Source organism: Pseudomonas sp. EZ-C24, from assembly GCF_014525325.1.
In the GTDB taxonomy this organism is placed as follows: Bacteria; Pseudomonadota; Gammaproteobacteria; order Pseudomonadales; family Pseudomonadaceae; genus Aquipseudomonas; species Aquipseudomonas shirazensis.
In genome coordinates this window covers 145,560-167,272 of record NZ_JACDIU010000021.1, presented here as the reverse complement: position 1 = coordinate 167,272, position 21,713 = coordinate 145,560, and the positions used below count along the sequence as shown (strand labels likewise).

General features: G+C 61.9%; 20 protein-coding genes and 1 pseudogene. 13 read left to right on the top strand and 8 right to left on the bottom strand.

Translation table 11 applies throughout. The annotated features are described in order from the left end of the window. The first annotated feature begins 8 nt into the window (after window positions 1–8). The 3 genes from IDM28_RS18135 (at window position 9) to sbcB (ending at window position 2,396) form a co-directional block, all read left to right on the top strand. Entirely contained in the window at window positions 9–389 is a 381-nt protein-coding gene (locus IDM28_RS18135; protein WP_101321957.1) for a hypothetical protein, read from the top strand. 124 nt (window positions 390–513) lie between these two features. Then, window positions 514–876, top strand: a complete 363-nt coding sequence (locus IDM28_RS18130) for a PilZ domain-containing protein (protein WP_101321956.1) — start codon at window positions 514–516, stop codon at window positions 874–876. A gap of 89 nt (window positions 877–965) precedes the next feature. After that, window positions 966–2,396: an exodeoxyribonuclease I gene (sbcB, locus tag IDM28_RS18125; protein ID WP_188036609.1), complete on the top strand. Its 1,431-nt coding sequence runs from the start codon at window positions 966–968 to the stop codon at window positions 2,394–2,396. Between the two features lie 66 nt (window positions 2,397–2,462). On the opposite strand, the gene mvaT is transcribed toward sbcB, so the two are convergent. Beyond that, entirely contained in the window at window positions 2,463–2,840 is a 378-nt protein-coding gene (mvaT, locus tag IDM28_RS18120; protein WP_101321954.1) for a histone-like nucleoid-structuring protein MvaT, read from the bottom strand. 300 nt (window positions 2,841–3,140) lie between these two features. Here mvaT and purU point away from each other — a divergent pair, with 300 nt between their 5' ends. Together purU and IDM28_RS23940 are read left to right on the top strand one after the other, a co-directional pair. Beyond that, entirely contained in the window at window positions 3,141–3,992 is an 852-nt protein-coding gene (gene purU / locus IDM28_RS18115; protein ID WP_101321953.1) for a formyltetrahydrofolate deformylase, read from the top strand. A 15-nt stretch (window positions 3,993–4,007) separates the two neighbouring features. Next, window positions 4,008–4,247 (top strand): hypothetical protein, encoded by a 240-nt coding sequence (locus IDM28_RS23940; RefSeq protein WP_101321952.1) that lies wholly within the window; start codon window positions 4,008–4,010, stop codon window positions 4,245–4,247. On the opposite strand, the gene IDM28_RS18110 is transcribed toward IDM28_RS23940, so the two are convergent. From IDM28_RS18110 to IDM28_RS24280, 5 genes and pseudogenes are all read right to left on the bottom strand, one after another. Further along, window positions 4,150–5,145, bottom strand: coding sequence for a lysylphosphatidylglycerol synthase transmembrane domain-containing protein (locus IDM28_RS18110; protein WP_101321951.1), 996 nt, complete (start codon window positions 5,143–5,145; stop codon window positions 4,150–4,152). The genes IDM28_RS23940 and IDM28_RS18110 overlap by 98 nt on opposite strands. Beyond that, window positions 5,142–5,906: a DUF2334 domain-containing protein gene (locus IDM28_RS18105; protein WP_188036608.1), complete on the bottom strand. Its 765-nt coding sequence runs from the start codon at window positions 5,904–5,906 to the stop codon at window positions 5,142–5,144. The genes IDM28_RS18110 and IDM28_RS18105 overlap by 4 nt, the downstream gene beginning before the upstream one ends. Next, a complete protein-coding gene (locus tag IDM28_RS18100; RefSeq protein WP_188036666.1) occupies window positions 5,899–7,020 on the bottom strand; it encodes a glycosyltransferase family 4 protein in 1,122 nt (373 codons plus the stop codon). Before IDM28_RS18100 ends, IDM28_RS18105 begins: the two co-directional genes overlap by 8 nt. Window positions 7,021–7,218: 198 nt before the next feature. Then, the gene (locus IDM28_RS24285; protein ID WP_371411621.1) at window positions 7,219–7,983 is read right to left on the bottom strand and encodes a methyl-accepting chemotaxis protein; all 765 of its coding nucleotides are present in this window, start codon (window positions 7,981–7,983) and stop codon (window positions 7,219–7,221) included. A 93-nt stretch (window positions 7,984–8,076) separates the two neighbouring features. Then, a pseudogene (locus IDM28_RS24280) lies at window positions 8,077–9,093 on the bottom strand (cache domain-containing protein); the annotation flags it as partial. Between the two features lie 166 nt (window positions 9,094–9,259). Between IDM28_RS24280 and IDM28_RS18090 the strand changes: the two are divergent. Beyond that, complete coding sequence (locus IDM28_RS18090; protein WP_188036606.1) at window positions 9,260–10,735, top strand: helicase HerA-like domain-containing protein; 1,476 nt, start codon at window positions 9,260–9,262, stop codon at window positions 10,733–10,735. A gap of 69 nt (window positions 10,736–10,804) precedes the next feature. On the opposite strand, the gene IDM28_RS18085 is transcribed toward IDM28_RS18090, so the two are convergent. Then, entirely contained in the window at window positions 10,805–12,277 is a 1,473-nt protein-coding gene (locus IDM28_RS18085; RefSeq protein ID WP_101321946.1) for an inorganic phosphate transporter, read from the bottom strand. Window positions 12,278–12,576: 299 nt separating this feature from the next. Beyond that, window positions 12,577–12,777, bottom strand: coding sequence for a hypothetical protein (locus tag IDM28_RS18080; protein ID WP_101321945.1), 201 nt, complete (start codon window positions 12,775–12,777; stop codon window positions 12,577–12,579). A 553-nt stretch (window positions 12,778–13,330) separates the two neighbouring features. Here IDM28_RS18080 and pcaR point away from each other — a divergent pair. The 7 genes from pcaR to IDM28_RS18045 all read left to right on the top strand — a co-directional run bounded on the left by pcaR (window position 13,331) and on the right by IDM28_RS18045 (window position 21,709). Then, on the top strand, window positions 13,331–14,200 hold the full coding sequence (gene pcaR, locus IDM28_RS18075; RefSeq protein ID WP_101321944.1) for a pca regulon transcriptional regulator PcaR: 870 nt from the start codon (window positions 13,331–13,333) through the stop codon (window positions 14,198–14,200). 286 nt (window positions 14,201–14,486) lie between these two features. Beyond that, window positions 14,487–15,833 (top strand): MFS transporter, encoded by a 1,347-nt coding sequence (locus IDM28_RS18070; RefSeq protein WP_188036605.1) that lies wholly within the window; start codon window positions 14,487–14,489, stop codon window positions 15,831–15,833. A gap of 177 nt (window positions 15,834–16,010) precedes the next feature. Further along, entirely contained in the window at window positions 16,011–16,871 is an 861-nt protein-coding gene (locus IDM28_RS18065; RefSeq protein WP_101321942.1) for a CoA transferase subunit A, read from the top strand. After that, window positions 16,868–17,647, top strand: coding sequence for a CoA-transferase subunit beta (locus IDM28_RS18060; protein WP_101321941.1), 780 nt, complete (start codon window positions 16,868–16,870; stop codon window positions 17,645–17,647). Before IDM28_RS18065 ends, IDM28_RS18060 begins: the two co-directional genes overlap by 4 nt. Then, complete coding sequence (gene pcaF, locus IDM28_RS18055) at window positions 17,644–18,849, top strand: 3-oxoadipyl-CoA thiolase (protein WP_181107725.1); 1,206 nt, start codon at window positions 17,644–17,646, stop codon at window positions 18,847–18,849. Before IDM28_RS18060 ends, pcaF begins: the two co-directional genes overlap by 4 nt. A 196-nt stretch (window positions 18,850–19,045) precedes the next feature. Continuing rightward, window positions 19,046–20,335, top strand: coding sequence for an MFS family transporter (locus tag IDM28_RS18050; RefSeq protein ID WP_101321939.1), 1,290 nt, complete (start codon window positions 19,046–19,048; stop codon window positions 20,333–20,335). Window positions 20,336–20,344: 9 nt separating this feature from the next. Next, on the top strand, window positions 20,345–21,709 hold the full coding sequence (locus IDM28_RS18045; protein ID WP_181107724.1) for a 3-carboxy-cis,cis-muconate cycloisomerase: 1,365 nt from the start codon (window positions 20,345–20,347) through the stop codon (window positions 21,707–21,709). Window positions 21,710–21,713: the final 4 nt, after the last annotated feature.

Sequence of the window (21,713 nt, the reverse complement as noted above, 5' to 3'; positions counted from 1 at the left end):
GAATCCCCATGCGAACCCTGATCGTTCTGGCGATTGCCGCCAGCGTCGTTGGCTGCACCCGTTGGTCGATGGACCATCACCTGAACAACGCCTACCGCGCCTATGATCGCGGCGATTGCCAGCGGGTGATGCTCGAGCTGTCCCAGGTCGATCGGACCAGCCGCGCGCGGCCGTTCATCCATCCTGAAGTGGCCCTGCTGCGTGGCCAATGCCTGGAGCGGCAGAAGCTCTACGTCGATGCTGCGCAGACCTACGAGTACCTGGTTCAGCGCTACCCGCAAAACGAGTACGCCTACCGCGCCCGTGCGCGTCTGCTGACGCTGGAAAAGCTCGGCCACTATCGCCAGCCTGCCGTGGCCAGTCCGGTGCACACCACGCCTTGGCGCTAACACCAAGGTGTCATTGATTTCACGAGATTCGCCACAGCGGCTGGGCTAAGCTGTATCTTAGCTGTAACAGCAACCGCCAGTACCTCGTATTCCTGGCCGCGGAAACGGGACACTACCTGTCATCATGTTTATCCAGCGCCACATCCAGCGTCACCAGTTGCCTTGTGTACTCAAGGTCTACAACCGCTTTACCGATCAGCAGATCGGCTACCTTGGCAATGCCTCCGAAGACGGTTTGATGCTGATCAGCTCGCTGCCGGTGCTGGTCGGGCCCGACTACGAACTGCAGCTGCGCGTGCCCTTGCCCGGCGGCGCCTGGCAGTTTATCAACCTGTCGGCAAGCTGCCTGTGGTGCCGCGAAGACCAGACGCCCATGCATTACGACTCAGGCTTCATGCTGCTACAGGCACCGCGCGAGTACGATGAATTCGTGCATTCATTGCGTGACTTCTTCAGCTTCCGCCCTGCCGCCAACGCTTCTGCCTGACCCTGGCGACACATTCTGCCTGCATTAGAGGTGCGAACTGCCCGCCCGGGCCGCTAGACTCACGGTCGACCTAGCTACAGGACGAACCCGTGAGCTCCAGCATCTTCTGGCACGACTACGAAACCACTGGTATCAACCCGCGTTGCGACCGGCCGTTGCAACTGGCGGGGCTGCGCACCGATTTCGACCTCAATGAGATCGAAGAACCGGTCAATCTGTTCTGCCAACCGTCGGCAGATATTTTGCCGCATCCGATGGCCTGCCTGGTCACCGGCATCACCCCTGAGCAACTGGCCAGCAATGGCCTGTGCGAAGCCGAGTTCATGACCCGTGTGCATCAGCAACTGGTGCGCCCTGGCACCTGCGGCGCCGGCTACAACACCCTGCGCTTTGACGACGAGGTGACCCGTTACAGCCTCTATCGCAACTTCTTTGACCCCTATGCTCGCGAGTGGCAGGGCGGCAACAGCCGCTGGGATCTGATCGATGTGGTGCGCACGGCCTATGCCCTGCGCCCTGAAGGCATCGTCTGGCCGCAGCAGGACGGGCGCACCAGCCTGCGTCTGGAATTGCTCAGCAAAGCCAATGGCATCGATCATGGGCATGCTCACGAAGCGCTTTCCGACGTGCGGGCGACCATCGCTCTGGCGCGATTGATTCGGGATAAACAGCCAAAGTTGTATGACTGGTTATTTCAGTTGCGCAGCAAGCATAAAGTCATGGAGCAGATTCGGCTATTGCAGCCATTGGTACATATTTCCGGGCGTTTCTCCGCTGAGCGAAATTACCTCGGCGTGGTACTGCCGCTGGCCTGGCATCCACGTAACCGCAACGCACTGATTGTGTGCGACCTGCAGTTGGAAACCTCTCCGCTACTGCATGAAAGCGCCGAAACATTACGCAAGCGTTTGTACACTCGGCGTGACGAATTGTCCGACATGCAATTACCGGTGCCGCTCAAGTTGGTGCAAGTCAACCGCTGCCCGGTACTGGCACCGCTGTCGGTATTGCGCCCGGTTGACCAACAACGATTGGGGATTGATCTGTCCCTGCTGCAAGCACGCGGCGAGCAACTGGCACAGCAACAAAACGTCTGGCAAGACAAACTCGCCGCGATTTACAGCGCCGAAGAATTTGGCGCAAGCGACGACCCCGAGCAGCAGTTATATGCAGGCTTTATTGGCGACCGTGACCGCCGTCTGTGCGAACAGGTGCGCGTGGTCGACCCGGCGCAACTTGGCCGATCACAATGGATGTTCGATGATCCACGGCTGCCTGAACTGTTATTCCGCTACCGGGCGCGAAACTTCCCCGAGACCCTGGATGAGCCAGAGCGACAGCGCTGGCTGCAGTTCTGCCAGCAACGTCTTGGCGACCCTGCGGCGGGCGCGCCGATTACCCTGGAGGGTTTCGAAAAGGCCCTGCAAAGCGCATGGGCAACAGCTGACGAAGGCGGGCGGCAGGTACTGCTTGCCTGGCAGCAGCATGCCGAGAAACTGCAGCAGTCGTTTGTACTGTAATGTGTCCAGACAATAAAAAACGCCGGCAATAGCCGGCGTTTTATTCAAGGCAGCAAAGCGGACTTATCAGTCCAGCAGGGTTGCCCAGCCTTCAACCACATCGCCACCCCATTTGGCTTTCCATTCTTTCAGGGTCTTGTGGTTGCCGCCTTTGGTTTCGATAACTTCACCATTGTGCGGGTTCTTGTATTGCTTGACCTTGCGCGCACGCTTGGTAGTGGTGGTCTTGACGCCGCCACGTGGGGCCTTGCTCAGTTTCGATTCCGGGTCGAGCAGGGCAATCACATCACGCAGCGATTTGGAATATTCGCCCATCAGGGTGCGCAGCTTGCCTTCGAATTCCAGCTCTTTCTTCAGCTTGTCGTCTTGCGACAGGTTGGCCAGACGAGCTTGAAGTTCTTTGATGGCTTCTTCTGTGGCGCGGTATTCGTTGATCAGAGACATGAAGTGTTCCTTAATAGTGCATGTACAGGGAGTCAGTGGGCTAATAATAGACAGCCGCTAGTCTCAAGTAAACAATAATCAAGGCACGCTCGCTTAAATAGGCGAGTGTTAACAATGTATTCAGGTTAAGAAAAATTTACATATCACTGGCGGCGTCCGCCGCTGTCATGCTCGGCGCCGCAGCGATGGCTGAACAATTGCTGCGCGGCGCGGCCCGTACGGCAGCTGCTGATGATTACTGTGTTTTTTCTGCCAGCTCGCTAGAATATGCGCCTTTGCGAAGTTCCTGGAGTCTCATTCATGCGCACCTATCGACTGGTGATTGCCTGCCCCGACCGTGTCGGCATCGTGGCGAAAGTCAGTAATTTCCTGGCTCTGTACAACGGCTGGATTAACGAAGCCAGCCACCACTCGGACGAGCAGAGCGGTTGGTTCTTCATGCGCCATGAGATCCGCGCCGAGTCATTGCCGTTTGGGATCGAGGCCTTCCGTGAAGCATTCACGCCGATTGCCGAAGAATTCTCGATGATCTGGCGGGTTACCGACTCGGCGCAAAAGAAGCGCGTGGTGCTGATGGCCAGCCGCGAATCGCACTGCCTGGCGGATCTGCTGCATCGCTGGCATACCGATGAGCTGGACTGTGATATCCCTTGCGTGATTTCCAACCATGATGACCTGCGCAGCATGGTCGAATGGCATGGCATCCCGTTCTACCATGTGCCGGTCGACCCGAAAGACAAGCAGCCGGCGTTTGCCGAAGTCTCGCGTCTGGTCGAAAGCCATGGTGCCGATGTCGTGGTGCTGGCGCGCTACATGCAGATCCTGCCGCCACAGCTGTGCCAGGCCTATGCCGAAAAAGTGATCAACATTCATCACAGCTTCCTGCCTTCGTTCGTCGGTGCCAAGCCTTACCACCAGGCCGCCCTGCGTGGCGTCAAGCTGATCGGTGCGACCTGTCACTACGTCACCGAAGAGCTGGATGCCGGCCCGATCATCGAACAGGACGTGGTCCGCGTCAGCCATGCCGACAGCATCGAAGACATGGTGCGTTTCGGTCGCGATGTGGAGAAGATGGTGCTTGCCCGTGGCCTGCGTCATCACCTCGAAGACCGCGTGCTGGTGCACGGCAACAAGACCGTGGTGTTCGACTGAGAGGAGGGCAGGCCAATGGCGGATCCACTCGACAAGGCCGCGGCCAGTGCGCTGCCGACGCTGGGTGAGGGCTGCCTGGCTCGCTTCGATCCTGACGCCATGAGCGACGAGCATGGCACCGAGTTTGTCGGTGCCGCCGAACTCTGGCGGCAGCTGCTCAATCCATTTGCTGACGGCGCCAGCGCTGGAGTAGCGGTCGCCCCAGCAGGCAGACAAACACCGGCCCCCCGGCCAGTAGGTAAAAGTAATAAGTAACAGCGCGCCAGAGCAAGATCGCCGCTGCCGCCGTCGAGCTGCCTACCAGTGGTGTCAACAAGCTCGCCGATGTCAGTTCGGCAGCGCCGGCCCCGCCCGGCAACAGGCTGAACTGACCAGCACTCAGCGCCAGCATCTGCACCAGAAAGCTGGGTATCCACGCCAGCTCCACGCCAAGCCCGCGAATCACCAGATACAGCACGCTGAAGCGCAGGCTCCAGTGCAGGCACGTCAGGCTGAATACCAGCGCTAACGTACGTTTTGGCAGCCGCCAGGTCTGCGCCAAAGCCTTGATGAAGCTCAGCAGCTTGCGCGCCCAGCGGCGCCGACGTTTTTCGCCCATGCCGACCCTGCGCAGCAGGCGGCCATTGAGCCGCATGATCTGCCGCCGATAGCGCAGCAACAGTACGATCAGCACCAAGGCAGCACACAGCATCATTGCGCTGCCCATGAGCATGCCTTGTTGGCTGCGGCCCAGGCTGTGGCTGAGCGCGTAGCCGGCAACGGCGAGCATGGCGCAGAAGAAAAACAGCAGGTCGTTCAATTGATCGATAGCGAATACCGCGCCGCTGCGGGCCGCACCGATGCGCTCGCGCGCCAACAGCGCCATCAGCGCCAATGGCCCACCGCTACCGCCTGGGGTGGTGCAGATGGCAAACTCGGTGGCCATGATCACCCCTAGACTGCGCCAACGCCCCAATTGCGCACCTTGCTCACCCAGCAGCAGGCGCAGACGTGCCGCATTGATGATCCAGCACAGCAGGATCATCCCCAGCAGGGTCGCCATCAGGCTCGGGGAGAAGCTCTGCAGTCTGGGCAGTAGCTCGGCGCCGCCGAGCAATGCCGGCACCAGCAGGGCCAGCACCAGGGCCAGCCCAAGCCAGGCATAGCGCTTCATGCCGCGACCTGGCGGTCCAGCCAGGCTGACTTGGTCAGAGGCTCGCGGCCTTGTTCGATGAGCGTTTTCAACGTTTGCAGCCAGTAATCGCGAGAGCTGCGATGGCGCATGTCGACTGGGTGCAGGCCCAGGCGCAAGGTTGGCGCACTTTGCCAGCGTTGCAGCTGCGAATTGCACAGTGCCCGCGACAAGCCCCGACGCCAGGCACTACGGGCGCTCCAGACCAAGCCAGGCGCGTCTATCGCGGTGAATTCTGGTAGCCGATAGAGGTGCTGAGGCGTGCTGGTGTAGCGCAATGGCAACTGGCGCAGGGCCTGGCGGGTGCCCTCGCTCATCAGCCAGGCCGGGGCGACGAAGCCCGCCACCGGCCAGCCCTGGCTATTGAACAGCTGCAGGCCCGCTTGCAGGCGCTGCAACGCCTGAGCTTGTTCCAGCGCATAAAATTCACCTTCATGCGTATAGATCCGGCGCATGAAGAAGTCCCGCGGCGTGCGTGGCGTCGGCCCGAGGTCGGCGTGGTAATAGCCATGTAGCGCCAGCTCGTCTCCCTGCTGCAGGCGCCAATCTAGCAGACGGCAGAAGGTCGGCGATCGCTCGAGAGCATTGCGCTGATGAAAGTCGGGCACCACCAGCCAGGTAATCGGCACGTTGCCCAGCTGGTCGACCGCCTCGACAAACGGCTGGTAGTCGGGCCAGGTCTCCGGCGCCACGTCGTGCAGCACCAGCATCACGCTGCGCTGCCCGGTAGTCTCTTCAAGCATGTGCACGCACCAGTGGCTGATGGCCGAGCACGGCTTGGTAGTGCTGCAGCAGGCCGTTGACCACGTTGTCCCAAGAGTAGTGCTGCTCGACATGCCGGCGTGCCTGCTGGCCAAGCCGGCGCACGCCGTCCTCGAATACCTCGCGTACTATGGCAGCCATGGCCTGGCCGTCGTTTGGCGGGCACAGGCGGCCACATTGCTCGGTGACTATTTCGCTGAACGCGCCGGCGCGCACTGCGACAACCGGGGTGGCACAGGCCATGGCTTCGAGAATGACCAGGCCAAAGGTTTCCTGATCACCGGCATGCACCAGCAGGTCGGCACTGGCCATCAGCCGCGCGACTTCCGGCAAGGGGCAGAAGTGATTGATCACGCTGACGTTGGCAGGCACGTTGCTGGGCATGGCCGAACCCACCAGCAGCAGGTGATAGTGAGGGCCGAGGTGACGCATGCAGTCGAGCAATACCGGCAGGTTCTTCTCGCGCGAGCCGCGCCCGGCAAACACCAGCAGGCGGGTGGTGTCGGGGATCCCCAGTTCCGCCCGCAGGCGGTTGTCGCGCTGCTCAGGGTTGAACGTGCTCAAGTCTACGCCCAGCCGCTGCACATGCACGTCGCGCACGCCCAGCCGACGCAGTTTGTCGGCCATCACCTGGCTTGGCGCCAGGACCCGGTCGAAGTTGCCATAGAGCTTGCTGACGTAGGCCTCGACGTTGGGCGTGAACCAGTTGCCCATGCGATTGCCCACCAGCAGCGGCAGGTCGGAGTGATAGAAGCCGATTACCGGCACATCCAGCTTGCGCCGCGCTTCCAGCGCTGCCCAGGCAGTCAGATACGGGTCGCCGACTTCGATCAGATCAGGCTGCAGCTCGCGCAACACCTTGCACCACGGCGCCAGGCGGACCGGGAAGCGATAGCCCTTGCCGAACGGCAGTGGCGGGGACGGCACCCGGTAGACGCCATCGGCGTGGCTGGCGCTGGCGCCAGGGATCAGCAGGCTGTGGTGAACGCCAGTCATGGCGTCGAGACGGCGGTGTTTGGCATCAAGATAGGTACGCACGCCACCACTGGCGGGTGCGTAGAACATGGTGATGTCGGCAATGTGCACGATCAGCATCCCTCCGGGGATCGACTTCAGGTCTGTCATGCGCGGTAACAAAGCGGCGATGACATGCCTAGAGGTTGACCTTCAGGAAGAATAGTTTGTTCGATCGAGGTTGGCCCGGGCGCGCATCGGCATTATTGCCGGCAAGCCCGTGGCCAAGGCCCCCGGCGCCAGTATCGAAATGGCGGCGGGGAGGGTTGCACCCGGAGGTCAGATGCGGAAGCTGCCCACCAGCTGTTTCAAGCGGCTGGCTTGCTGCTCCAGATCCGAGCAGGCGCGCAGAGTAGCCTGCAGGTTTTCCACACCTTCCTGGTTAAGCATGTTGATTTCGCTGATGTCCATGTTGATCGAATCGACCACCGCCGTCTGCTCCTCGGTTGCCGTGGCCACCGACTGGTTCATGCCGTCGATCTCGCCGATACGCACAGTCACGCTTTCCAGGCGCTCCCCGGCCTGGTTGGCAATCTGCACACTGTCCTGGCTGTGACGCTGGCTCTGGCCCATGGTCTCGACCGACTCTCGGGCGCCGACCTGCAGCTCTTCGATCATGCCCTGAACTTGCTGCGCCGACTCCTGGGTGCGGTGGGCGAGGTTGCGCACCTCATCGGCGACGACGGCAAAGCCGCGGCCTGCTTCGCCCGCGCGGGCAGCCTCGATGGCGGCGTTGAGCGCGAGCAGGTTGGTCTGCTGCGAAATGCTGGTGATCACTTCGAGGATCTGGCCGATGTTGACGGTCTTGCTGTTCAGCGTTTCGATCTGCGCGCTGGAGCCAACGATCAACTCCGACAGGCGGTTCATCGCGGCAATGTTGCGGTCGACCACCTGCTGACCTTCTTCGGCAAGATGCCGCGCCGAGGTCGCGTGCTGCGAGGCCTGGGCAGCATTGCCGGCGATTTCCTGGGCGGCAGCGCCTAGCTCGTTGATGGCGGCGGCAACGCTGTTGGTGCGGTTGGACTGCTCGTCGGAGTTGGTCATCGACGAGTTGGAGGCGCTGATCACTCGCAATGCCACTTCGTTGACCTGTTCCGTCGCCGAGGACACCTCGCGGATCGAGCTGTGAATACGTTCGACAAAGCGGTTAAAGGCGCTCCCGAGTACGCCGAATTCATCCTGGCTGTGAATGGTCAGGCGCTTGGTCAGGTCACCTTCGCCCTGGGCAATGCCTTCCATGGCGCGGGTCATGGTGTGCAGTGGCTGCAGCAGCACCCGAATCAGCAGGCCGAGCAGGGCAATGATGATCACAACCGCGACGACCGTGGCGATCACCGCCGAGGTGCGGAAGGTGCTGAGCATGGCGAAGGCTTTGTCTTTGTCGACCGACAAGCCGATGTACCAGTTGGCCGCAGGCAGGCCTTTGATTGGGGTGAAGGTGACCAGGCGGTCCTTGCCGTCAGCGCTGACTTCGGTCAGTTCAGCGGAAAGCCGTGGTGTGTTCTGCGGGAACAGATCCGACAGCGGCTTCATGACCAGGTCTTTGTCCGGATGAACCAGAATCTTGCCTTGGTCGTTGACCAGGAAGGCGTAACCCATGCCGCCGAAGTTCAGCGAGTTGATGATCTCGACCAGGCCGTCGAGCGCCAGGTCGCCGCCAACCACGCCGACGCTGGTCGAAACCTTGCTGATGATGCCGATGACCATCTTCTGGGTGGCCATGTCGATGTACGGCTCGGTCAGGATCGCGCCGTTAGCAGCCATGCCATCCTTGTACCAGGGCCGCACACGCGGATCGTACCCAGCCGGCATCGGCGAGTCGGGGCGCACGCTGAAACCGCCATCGACCTTGCCCACATAGACTGTGAGGAAGCTTGAGATCAGGGCATTCTGGCCGAGCAAGGTCTCTGCGTCGGCGGGCGCCTGGGCGATGTTCTGCGCCAGGTTTTCTACCAGCTTGATCCGGCCATCGAATAGATTGCGCACGTTGGTCGAGGTCGATGCGCCCATCTCTGTCAGATAGTTTTCCAGATCCTGGCGAATCGCATTACGCTGCAGGTAATCGTTGTAAAGGGTGAACAAGCTGAACGCGAGTATCACGATAAGCGATGCGGCAATAAGGATCTTGTGGCTGAAACGAAGGCTTTTGTTCATGGCGTGATCGGTTCCGCTAAGGTGATATCGGGTCGTTCGCACAAAGCGCTGAAAACAGTGCAACTAGTCCCGCAAGTCACTTTTGGGATGTTCCTGTCTTTAAGGCAATTATCACCAAGACATATCGGCCGTTATTCGGCAAAGCTTGAGGAGAGGATGAAACAACATGTCAGATTCTTCGCAAATCGTTGTAGGGGCGGGAGCTGACGGCCAGCCTGTCAGCCAGGCCATGCGCCTGGCCAACCGCCACGGTCTGGTGGCCGGTGCCACCGGCACAGGCAAGACCGTAACCCTGCAGCGCCTGGCAGAAGTCTTCAGTGACGCGGGCGTGGCCGTATTCGCTGCCGACGTGAAGGGTGACCTGTGCGGCCTCGGTGCCACCGCGACGCCGCAGGGCAAGGTTGCCGAACGCATTGCCGGGATGCCATGGCTGGGGCACAGCCCGAAGGCGTATCCGGTGACCCTGTGGGATATTGCCGGCAAGTCTGGCCATCCGTTGCGTACCACGCTCAGTGAAATGGGTCCCCTGCTGCTGGGCAACCTGCTGGAGCTGAGCGACAGCCAACAGGCTGCCTTGTACGCAGCGTTCAAGGTGGCAGATCGGGATGGTTTGCTATTGCTCGATCTGAAAGACCTCAAAGCCCTGCTCAATCACCTCAAGGACAATCCGCAGGTGCTTGGTGACGACAGTGCGCTGATGACCAGCAGCTCCACCCAGGCGTTGTTACGGCGCCTGGCGACCCTTGAGCAGCAGGGCGCCGAGGCATTGTTCGGCGAGCCGGCCTTGCAGCTTGAAGACCTGCTGCAGCCGACGGCTGATGGCCGTGGGCGCATTCATCTACTTGACGCCAGCCGCTTGGTGCATGAAGCGCCCAAGGTCTACGCGACCTTCCTGCTGTGGCTGCTGGCTGAGCTGTTCGAGCAGTTGCCCGAGCGCGGGGATGCGGAAAAACCACTGCTGGCGCTGTTCTTCGATGAGGCGCACTTGCTGTTCAATGGCACACCCAAGGCGCTGCAGGATCGCTTGGAGCAGGTGGTGAGGCTGATTCGCTCGAAGGGCGTTGGGGTGTACTTTGTCACCCAGTCGCCCGCGGACCTGCCTGATGCAGTGCTGGCTCAGCTCGGCTTGCGTATTCAGCATGGCCTGCGAGCATTCACCGCCAAGGAGCAGAAGTCGTTGAAGGCGGTTGCCGATGGCTTTCGAGCGAATCCCGCTTTTTCCACCCTTGGCGTGCTCACCGAGTTGGGCATAGGCGAGGCGCTGGTCGGCACCTTGGAAGACAAGGGCACGCCGGCGATGGTCCAGCGCGTGCTGGTCGCCCCACCACAGTCGCGGATCGGGCCGTTGAGCAGTGCCGAGCGCGATGCATTGCTCGCAGCCTCCAGCCTGCGGGGCCGTTACGACCAGCCGATTGACCGTGAGTCTGCCTATGAAATGCTCACCCAGCGTAAAGGTGAACCGGCCGAGCCGGTGCCGCAGGCCAGGCCTGAGCAGGACAGCTTCGCCGATAAGGCAGGGGAGTTTTTGCAAGGTGCGGCGGGGCAGGCGATCAAGTCGGCAGTGCGTCAGGCGGCCAACCAACTAGGCCGGCAGCTGATGCGTGGGCTGATGGGCTCGTTGCTGGGCAACAAGCGGCGTTGATCCTCGCTTGCGGTCGGCAACAACGAAAAAGGCGCCCGCAGGCGCCTTTTCAGATCATCACAATGTGCTTCAGCTGATCGCCTTGGTGGCCAGCCAGAACAGCCCGGCAGCCAGACCGACCGTTGCCGGCAGGGTCAGTACCCACGCAAGCAGGATGGTCTTGACGGTGCCGCCTTGCAGGCCGCTCTTGTTGGCGACCATGGTCCCGGCTACGCCCGAAGACAATACATGGGTGGTCGATACCGGCAGGCTGAACACGTTGGCCATGCCGATCGCACAGGCCGCGGTGATCTGCGCCGACATGCCTTGGGCATAGGTCATGCCCTGCTTGCCGATCTTCTCGCCGACAGTCAGTACCACGCGTTTCCAGCCGACCATGGTGCCCAGGCCCAAGGCCAGCGCAACCGCGACGATCACCCAGAACGGTGCATATTCAGTGGTGGCGGTGAGGTCTTTGCGCAGTTTTTCCAGGTCGGACTTCTCACGCGGCTCAAGGCCCGGCAGCTTGCCGACCTTTTTCGCGGTGTCGTCCAGGCACAGCAGGTAGCGGCGCACTTCGACGCGCTGCTCGGCGCCCAGCGCGCGGTAGTCGGTCACGCCTTGCAGCGACGACTGCAGCGCGGCAATGGTCGGTTCGGTTTGCTGCGGGTTGCAGCTGAACTTCTCCGGCAGATCGCCCGCCTGGGCTTTGCCCAGCGCCAGGAACTCGCCCAGCATCGCTTCATTGCGCTGGTAGAACTGGCTCAGGTGCAGGGTTGCATCCCGGGTGCGTTCGATCTGGTAGGTGGTGCTGTTCAGGTCGAGTACGAACTTGTCCGGGACGATGCCGATCAGCACCAGCATGATCAGGCCGATACCTTTCTGGCCGTCGTTGGAGCCATGCACAAAGCTCACGCCCATGGCCGAGATCACCAGTACCAGGCGGTTCCAGAACGGTGGATGCTTCTTGTCGTCGAGCTTGCGGCGCTGCTCCGGTGTCTTGTGCATCTTCGACAGCGGGCGCCACCACTTCAGCCCCAGCAGAACCAGCGCCGCCACGGCAAAGCCGGCCAGTGGCGAGAGCACCAGCGACATACCGATGTCGATTGCCTTCTGCCAGTTGACGCCATCACCCAGCGGGATGTCGCTGATCAGCGCGTTGGCCAGGCCGACACCGAGGATCGAGCCGATCAGGGTGTGCGAACTCGAGGCCGGGATACCGAAGTACCAGGTGCCCAGGTTCCAGGCGATGGCCGCGGCCAGCAACGAGAAGACCATGGCCAGGCCGTGACCGGTGTTCACATTGATCAGCAGTTCCACCGGCAACAGGTGGACGATGGCATAGGCCACGCCAACGCCGCCAAGCAGCACGCCGAGGAAGTTGAACACGCCGGAGAAGAACACGGCGAGGTGCGGGGGCATGGCTTTGGTATAGATGACAGTAGCTACCGCGTTGGCGGTGTCATGAAAGCCATTGATGAACTCGAATGCGAGTACAAAGGTGAGCGCGAGCACCAGGCTCACTACTACCCAGGCATCCAATCCGCTGAATAAATCGATCATGAAGGTTTTCTGGCGGTCGTAGGGGGGCCGGATTATGCCAGAAAACCATGGCAGCCGATGCACCCCCGGCAGACCGATGGCAGCAAAAAAAGCCCGGTACGGTTACCAGTGCGCTGCACAAGGAGCGATATTTTTTGGTGTAAATTCCGCCAATTGCCCTAAACGCCGGCGAATTCACGCAAAGCGCGTACCGTCACACTCATTCAAACGTCTGTATGAAATTTGTGTAATTCCATTTCATGGGCAGTTAGGACGCTGCCTTGGCGCTACTCGACACAGTCAATGCCTTGCCTGAATGCTCAGGCCTCGTCGCCGCGCAGGTCCTTTTCCATCTTTTCCAGTTCCTGGGCGAATACCTGGTCCTGGACAGTCGCGCGTTTGCGCCATGGTTTGCGCTCGGGTTCGGATTGAGCGGCGTAGGTGGTGACTTCACCACCGTACACATCCTTGAAGCGTTCGGCCTGGCGCTCGAGCTCGGCGCGCAGTTCATCTTTCGTCACAGTAAATACCTGACTAGTTAGAGTAAAGACTCCGGCTTCGACATGCAGTATCGGGCATGCGGCCACGCAACCAGAGCGAGTGTGCTGTCGCAGCGACAGGGTTCAAGCAAGCAAGGGCATCAGAGCATGCGATGTTAGGATCAAGGCTATATAGGGAGGCGGGGAGCCGGCTATCGCCGATCTGGCATGCTCGAGCAGTGATTCAAATGATTCAATTGTAGCAACCGGCTGAAGTTTGATCATCGGTCTTCACTGATAGTGAAGCAAGACTTTGACGATGAGCAAGTAGCAGGTGATCTCATCATTTGTACTGCAAGAACTTGGAGTGGAGATAAACGATTAAGTTCGTATTGCAGCACAGAAGGAATAATAAACGGCCCCGCGTCAGCGAGGCCGTGCCTGGGGACTTCTACGGTGGGTACCTGACCAGTCTCTCCAAAGAAGCCACATGTGGCAGGGGAAAGGTATAAGCAAAAGTGTCAGCGGTCAATTGCGATTATCGGCCGTTCGTTCGATAATCGCACGAAGCGCCCATTATTTTTCGAGGTCAGCCATGAGCGACGAAAGCTTGCCCACCGTTTCCCCGATGCCCGAGCGCACTGGCTCTGCAGCGATGGCGCCGCCCATCGTTGCCTCACCGGCCAAACGCATTCAGGCCTTCACCGGTGATCCGGACTTCATGACCTCACTGGCGCGCGGCCTGGCGGTGATTCAGGCGTTCCAGGAGCGCAAGCGGCACCTGACCATCGCGCAGATCAGCCACCGTACCGAGATCCCCCGTGCAGCGGTGCGGCGCTGCCTGCACACGCTGATGAAGCTGGGTTACGCCACCACCAATGGGCGGACCTATTCCTTGCTGCCCAAGGTGCTCACGCTTGGCCATGCCTATTTGTCTTCGACGCCGCTGGCGATGTCGGCCCAGCCTTATCTGGACCGCATCAGCGACCAACTGCACGAAGCCGCCAACATGGCCACCCTCGAAGGCGATGACATCCTCTATATCGCCCGCTCGGCCACGGTCGAGCGGTTGATCTCGGTCGACCTCTCGGTGGGTGGCCGGCTGCCCGCCTATTGCACCTCGATGGGGCGGATTCTGCTGGCCGCGCTGGACGACGCCAGCCTGCACGAATACTTCGATCGCGCCGATCTCAAGGCCCGTACCAGCCGCACGTTGCATGACAAGGAGTCGCTGCTTGCCTGCATCCAGCAGGTTCGCGCGCAGGGCTGGTGTGTGGTTGATCAGGAGCTGGAGCAGGGCCTGCGTTCGATTGCCGTGCCTATCTACGATGCCTCGGGGCAGGTACTCGCGGCGCTCAACGTCAGTACGCATGTCGGCCGGGTCACCCGCAGCGAGCTTGAGCAGCGGTTCTTGCCGATCCTGCTCGCCTCGAGTCGGGATCTGTGCACCCAACTGTTTGGCTGAACCGCGAGAGCTGCGCAATCTACTGTTCGATAAACGCCCATACTTGCGGCCAACGAATTGCGCAGCCATCGCGTGCTGATTAATGTTTCTCGCAACGGTCGGCTGTGCCGACCGAACAAGAACAACATGCGAGGCAACACCATGATCACTGTCTTTTCTGAGCTGCGGGCGTACTCGCATCCAGTGTCGTTGTATCCAGGCTGACGCCAGGCCGTAACCGTCTCTTCGCAACCCGCGGCAACAGTGCGCCAGGGTTTTGCTTGCGCCGATTTTCTGGATAACAACAATGAACAAACCGCAAACCAACGTCGGCAGCTGCCTCGACGTTCAGTCCTTTATCAATCAGCAGCCGCTGTCGCGCTATCAATGGCGGGTAGTGATCCTGTGCTTCCTGATTGTCTTCCTCGATGGCCTTGATACTGCCGCCATGGGCTTTATCGCTCCGGCGCTGTCACAAGAGTGGGGTATCGACCGGGCCAGCCTCGGGCCGGTCATGAGCGCCGCGCTGATCGGCATGGTATTCGGCGCGCTGGGCTCAGGCCCGTTGGCTGACCGCTTCGGCCGCAAGGGTGTGCTGGTCGCTGCCGTGTTGGTGTTCGGCGGCTTCAGCCTGGCTTCGGCCTACGCGACCAATGTCGACCAGTTGCTGATCCTGCGCTTTCTGACCGGCATTGGCCTCGGCGCTGGCATGCCCAACGCGACCACGCTGCTGTCTGAATACACCCCGGAACGGCTCAAGTCGCTGCTGGTGACCAGCATGTTCTGCGGTTTCAACCTGGGCATGGCCGGGGGCGGCTTCATGTCGGCGAAACTGATCCCGGCCTATGGCTGGCACAGCCTGCTGGTTGTTGGCGGCGTGCTGCCGCTGATTCTGGCAGTGGTGTTGCTGTTCTGGCTGCCGGAGTCGGCGCGTTTTCTGGTTGTGCGCAACCGCAGTATCGAGAAGATCCGCAAGACCCTGGCGCCGATTGCGCCGGCAATCGTGGCCAAGGCTGCCAGCTTCAGTGTGCCGGAACAGAAAGTGGTCGCCGCGCGCAGCGTGTTTGCGGTGATCTTCTCCGGCACCTATGGGGTGGGCACCATGCTGTTATGGATGACCTACTTCATGGGTCTGGTCATCGTCTATCTGCTGACCAGCTGGCTGCCGACGCTGATGCGCGACAGTGGCGCGAGCTTGGAGCAGGCGGCGTTCATCGGCGCGCTGTTCCAGTTTGGCGGTGTGCTCAGTGCGGTCGGTGTCGGTTGGGCGATGGACCGTTACAACCCGCACAAGGTCATCGGCGTGTTCTACCTGCTGGCCGGGGTGTTTGCCTACGCGGTTGGCCAGAGCCTGGGCAACATCACCATTCTGGCAACCCTGGTGCTGGTCGCGGGTATGTGTGTCAACGGCGCGCAATCGGCCATGCCGTCCCTCGCCGCGCGCTTCTATCCGACCCAGGCGCGGGCTACCGGGGTATCGTGGATGCTCGGCATCGGCCGCTTCGGGGCGATTCTCGGGGCATGGAGCGGGGCGACCTTGCTCGGCTTGGGCTGGAACTTCGAGCAGGTGCTGACTGCGCTGCTGGTGCCTGCGGCGCTGGCCACGGTCGCTGTGATCATCAAAGGCTTGGTAAGCCACGCCGACGCAACCTGATGCAGCTTGGGCAACGACCGCAGGCCGCTCGTACAGCGGCTTTGCGGCATTGAACAGCAATGGATAGCACAACAACAAAATGTTCGATAATCGAACGAGTAATCGATTATCGGATTGTGCGACGTGTCCAGCTTGCTTAATCTGAGCTCAACGCAGCATCCTGACCAGGAGTCTCCAATGGCAGCAATCCTCTCGCTTCACGAGGCCGTGAAGCAGTTCATCCAGGACGGCGACACCGTCGCTCTCGAAGGCTTCACCCACCTGATCCCGACCGCCGCGGGCCACGAGATCATTCGCCAGGGCAAACGTGACCTGACCCTGGTGCGGATGACCCCGGACCTGATCTACGATCAGTTGATCGGCGCCGGTTGCGCCAGCAAGCTGATCTTCTCCTGGGGCGGTAACCCAGGTGTCGGTTCGCTGCACCGCCTGCGTGACGCCGTGGAAAAACAATGGCCGCACGCGATCGAGATCGAAGAGCACAGCCACGCCGACCTGGCCAACGCCTACGTCGCCGGCGCTTCGGGCCTGCCCTTTGCGGTACTGCGTGCTTATGCCGGTTCCGACCTGCCCAAGGTCAACCCGCTGATCCAGAGCGTTACCTGCCCGTTCACCGGCGAAGTCCTGGCAGCGGTGCCTTCGGTGCGCCCTGACGTGACCGTGATTCACGCGCAGAAGGCCGACCGCAAGGGCAACGTCCTGCTGTGGGGTATCCTCGGCGTACAGAAAGAAGCAGCCCTCGCCGCCAAGCGTTGCATCGTCACCGTCGAAGAAATCGTCGACGACCTGCAGGCGCCGATGAACGCCTGCGTGCTGCCGACCTGGGCGCTTTCTGCCGTGTGCCTGGTGCCAGGTGGCGCGCATCCGTCCTACGCCCACGGTTACTACGAGCGCGACAACCGCTTCTACCAGGCCTGGGACCCGATCGCCCGTGACCGCGCGACATTTACCGCCTGGATCGACCAATACATCCGCGGCACCGCCGACTTCAGCGAATTCAAGGCCAAGCTGGCCAGCACCACGGAGGCCGCACAATGAGCTACTCCACTTCCGAAATGATGACCGTCGCCGCCGCCCGCCGGCTGCGCAATGGCGCGGTATGCTTCGTCGGTATCGGCCTGCCGTCCAAGGCCGCCAACCTGGCGCGCCTGACCTCGTCGCCTGACGTGGTGCTGATCTACGAATCTGGCCCGATTGGCGCCAAGCCAACCGTACTGCCGCTGTCGATTGGTGATGGCGAGCTGGCCGAAACGGCCGACACCGTGGTGCCGACTGGCGAGATCTTCCGCTACTGGCTGCAGGGCGGGCGCATTGACGTGGGCTTCCTTGGCGCTGCTCAGGTCGACCGCTTCGGCAACATCAACACCACCGTCGTCGGTGACTACCACGCCCCGCGCACGCGCTTGCCAGGTGCCGGCGGCGCACCGGAAATCGCCGGTTCCGCCAAACAGGTGCTGATCATCCTCAAGCAGTCGCCGCGTGCATTCGTCGACAAGCTCGACTTCATCACCTCGGTCGGCCACGGTGAAGGCGGCGACTCGCGCAAGCGTCTCGGCCTGCCCGGTGAAGGCCCGGTGGGGATCATCACCGACCTGTGCATCATGGAGCCGGAAGCTGGCAGTAACGAATTCGTGGTCACCTCGATTCACCCAGGCGTGACCCGCGAGCAGATCATCGCCGCCACCGGCTGGGCCATTCGTTTTGCCGACGACGCGCAGACTACCGCTGCGCCGACCGAGCTGGAACTGACCGCGCTGCGTGATCTGGAAGAGCGCACCGCTGCCGCCCACGGCCAGAAGCCAGGAGAAGCGTGATGCGTGAAGTATTCATCTGCGACGCCATCCGCACCCCCATCGGCCGCTTCGGCGGCGCCCTGGCCAGCGTGCGTGCCGACGACCTCGCGGCAGTGCCGCTCAAGGCGCTGATCGAGCGCAACCCGTCGGTGCAATGGGATCAGGTCGACGAGGTGTTCTTCGGCTGCGCCAACCAGGCCGGTGAAGACAACCGCAACGTTGCGCGCATGGCGCTGCTGCTGGCCGGTTTGCCGGCGAGCATTCCCGGGGTAACCCTGAACCGCCTGTGCGCGTCGGGCATGGACGCCATCGGCACTGCCTTCCGCGCCATCGCCAGCGGCGAAATGGAGCTGGCGATTGCCGGCGGCGTCGAGTCGATGTCGCGTGCGCCGTTCGTCATGGGCAAGGCCGAGAGCGGTTACTCGCGCAACATGAAGCTGGAAGACACCACCATCGGCTGGCGCTTCGTCAATCCACTGATGAAGAGCCAGTACGGCGTCGATTCGATGCCCGAGACCGCCGACAACGTTGCCGACGATTATCAGGTATCGCGTGCCGATCAGGACGCCTTCGCCGTGCGCAGCCAGCAGAAGGCCGGTGCCGCACAGGCAGCGGGTTTCTTCGCGGAAGAGATCGTGCCGGTGCGCATCGCCCACAAGAAGGGCGAGACCGTGGTCGAGCAGGATGAACACCTGCGCCCCGACACCACCCTTGAAGCGCTGACCCGGCTGAAACCGGTCAACGGCCCGGACAAGACCGTCACCGCCGGCAACGCCTCGGGCGTCAACGACGGTGCTGCGGCGCTGATTCTGGCCTCGGCCGAAGCGGTCAAGAAGCACGGCCTGACCCCACGCGCGCGCGTGCTCGGCATGGCCAGCGCTGGCGTTGCCCCGCGGGTAATGGGCATCGGCCCGGTGCCTGCGGTGCGCAAGCTGACCGAGCGCCTGGGCATCGCCGTGGCAGATTTTGATGTCATCGAGCTGAACGAAGCCTTTGCCAGCCAGGGCCTGGCCGTCCTGCGTGAGCTGGGTGTGGCGGATGACGCGCCGCAGGTCAACCCGAACGGTGGTGCTATCGCCCTTGGCCACCCACTGGGCATGAGCGGCGCACGCCTGGTGCTGACAGCGCTGCATCAGCTGGAAAAAACCGGCGGGCGCAAAGGCCTGGCGACCATGTGTGTAGGCGTCGGCCAAGGCCTGGCGTTGGCTATCGAGCGGGTCTGAGCAAGCGCAACATGCAGCCTGGCCGTTTTGTGCCAGCGTGCCAGCAGTGCTCAGGTCCACGCAACCTGAGCACTGCTGGTCTGGGTTCGCAACGCGGCCAGACTGCCTTTCAACCCCGACCAAAGCCGGGCTGGCGGAACATGAGTGTTACTGAGTATGTCTAGATTCAACGGTAACCCTCAGGAGTAATCCCACCATGACCTCAATTCATTACACCGGTGAAGAGCGCAGCAAGCGCATTTTCGCCATTGTCGGTGCATCATCAGGCAACCTGGTGGAGTGGTTCGACTTCTACGTCTACGCCTTCTGCGCAATCTATTTTGCGCCAGCCTTCTTCCCCTCCGATGACCCCACGGTGCAGCTGCTGAACACGGCCGGGGTATTCGCTGCGGGCTTCTTGATGCGGCCAATCGGTGGCTGGATCTTCGGTCGGCTGGCCGACCGCAAAGGCCGCAAGCATTCATTGATGATCTCTGTGCTGATGATGTGCTTCGGCTCGTTGATCATTGCCTGCCTGCCTACCTACGCCAGTATCGGCGCCTGGGCGCCGGCGCTGCTGTTGCTGGCGCGCTTGATCCAGGGCCTGTCGGTAGGCGGTGAATACGGCACTACGGCTACCTACATGAGCGAAGTGGCATTGCGCGGCCAGCGCGGCTTCTTTGCCTCGTTCCAGTACGTGACCCTTATCGGCGGCCAGTTGCTGGCAGTGCTGGTGGTGGTAATCCTGCAGCAGTTGCTCAGCGAAGATGAGCTGCGTGCCTGGGGCTGGCGCATCCCGTTCGTGGTCGGTGCCGTTGCGGCTTTGATCTCGCTCATGCTGCGCCGCTCGCTGCACGAAACCAGCACTGCCGAGGCGCGTCAGGACAAGGATGCAGGTAGCGTCAAAGGCCTGTTCCGCAACCACGCTGCGGCGTTCATCACCGTGCTCGGTTACACCGCCGGTGGCTCGCTGATCTTCTACACCTTCACCACTTACATGCAAAAGTACCTGGTCAACACCGCCGGGATGAACGCCAAGAGCGCAAGCTTCGTCATGACCGGGGCGCTGTTCCTGTTCATGATCCTGCAGCCGGTGTTCGGCATGCTCTCCGACCGGATCGGCCGGCGCAACTCGATGCTGCTGTTCGGCGCCCTGGGCACCGTGTTCACCGTGCCGCTGTTGATGGCGCTGAAAACCGTCACCAGCCCGTTCATGGCCTTCGTGCTGATTACCCTGGCGTTGTGTATCGTCAGCTTCTACACCTCCATCAGTGGCCTGGTAAAGGCCGAGATGTTCCCGCCGCAGGTACGCGCCCTTGGCGTCGGCCTGGCGTATGCGGTGGCCAACGCGCTGTTTGGCGGCTCGGCCGAGTACGTTGCCCTGGGCTTGAAGACTCTGGGCATGGAAAACACCTTCTACTGGTACGTCACGGCAATGATGGCGATTGCCTTCCTGTTCAGCCTGCGCCTGCCCAAGCAAGCGGCGTACCTGCACCACGATGACTAAGGATCGATAATGACCCACCGAGCGGACAACCAGCTGTTCGACGCCTACTTCACCGCGCCGGCCATGCGCGAGATCTTCTCTGACCGTGGCCGTCTGCAGGGCATGCTCGACTTCGAAGCAGCCCTGGCGCGCGCCGAGGCCAGCGCCGGGCTGGTGCCGCACACGGCGGTGCCGGCGATCGAGGCGGCGTGCAAGGCGGAACGCTACGATGCCCATGCGCTGGCCGATGCCATCGCCACTGCGGGCAATTCGGCGATTCCGCTGGTCAAGGCATTGGGCAAGGTGGTCGCCAGCGGCGTACCCGAGGCCGAGCGTTATGTGCACCTTGGCGCCACCAGCCAGGACGCCATGGACACCGGTCTGGTCCTGCAACTGCGCGATGCATTGACGTTGATCGAGGCCGATCTGGCCCGCCTGGCCGACAGCCTCGCTCGCCAGGCGCTGCAGCATGCCGACACGCCGCTGGTTGGCCGAACCTGGCTGCAGCACGCCACGCCGGTCACTCTGGGCATGAAGCTGGCCGGGGTGCTCGGCGCACTGACCCGCCATCGGCAACGGCTCAAGGAGCTGCGTCCGCGCTTGCTGTGCCTGCAGTTCGGCGGCGCCTCGGGCAGCCTTGCGGCATTGGGCAGCAAAGCGCTGCCGGTGGCCGAAGCGCTGGCCGAGCAGCTCAAGCTGACCCTGCCTGAGCAGCCGTGGCATACCCAGCGTGATCGGCTGGTCGAGTTCGCCTCGGTGCTAGGCCTGGTGGCTGGCAGCCTGGGCAAGTTTGGCCGTGATATCAGCCTGCTGATGCAGACCGAGGCCGGCGAGGTGTTCGAACCCTCGGCGCCTGGCAAAGGCGGCTCGTCGACCATGCCGCACAAGCGCAATCCGGTCGGCGCCGCGGTGCTGATCGGCGCGGCCACACGCGTGCCGGGCCTGCTCAGCACGCTGTTTGCTGCCATGCCGCAAGAGCACGAGCGCAGCCTCGGCTTGTGGCACGCCGAATGGGAGACCTTGCCGGATATCTGCTGCCTGGTGTCTGGCGCCTTGCGCCAGGCCCAAGTGATTGCCGACGGCATGCAGGTCGATGCCGAGCGCATGCGCCGCAACCTCGACCTGACCCAAGGCCTGGTGCTGGCCGAGGCGGTGAGTATTGTGTTGGCGCAGCGCCTGGGCCGTGACCGCGCGCATCATCTGCTCGAACAGTGCTGCCAGCGTGCGGTTGCCGAACAGCGCCACTTGCGCGCCGTGCTCGGCGACGAAGCGCAGATCAGCGCCGAGTTGTCCGGCGAAGAGCTCGACCGCCTGCTCGACCCCGCTCATTACCTTGGTCAGGCCCGCGTCTGGGTGGCGCGTGCCGTGGCTGAACACCAACAATTCATTGCCTGAGGAG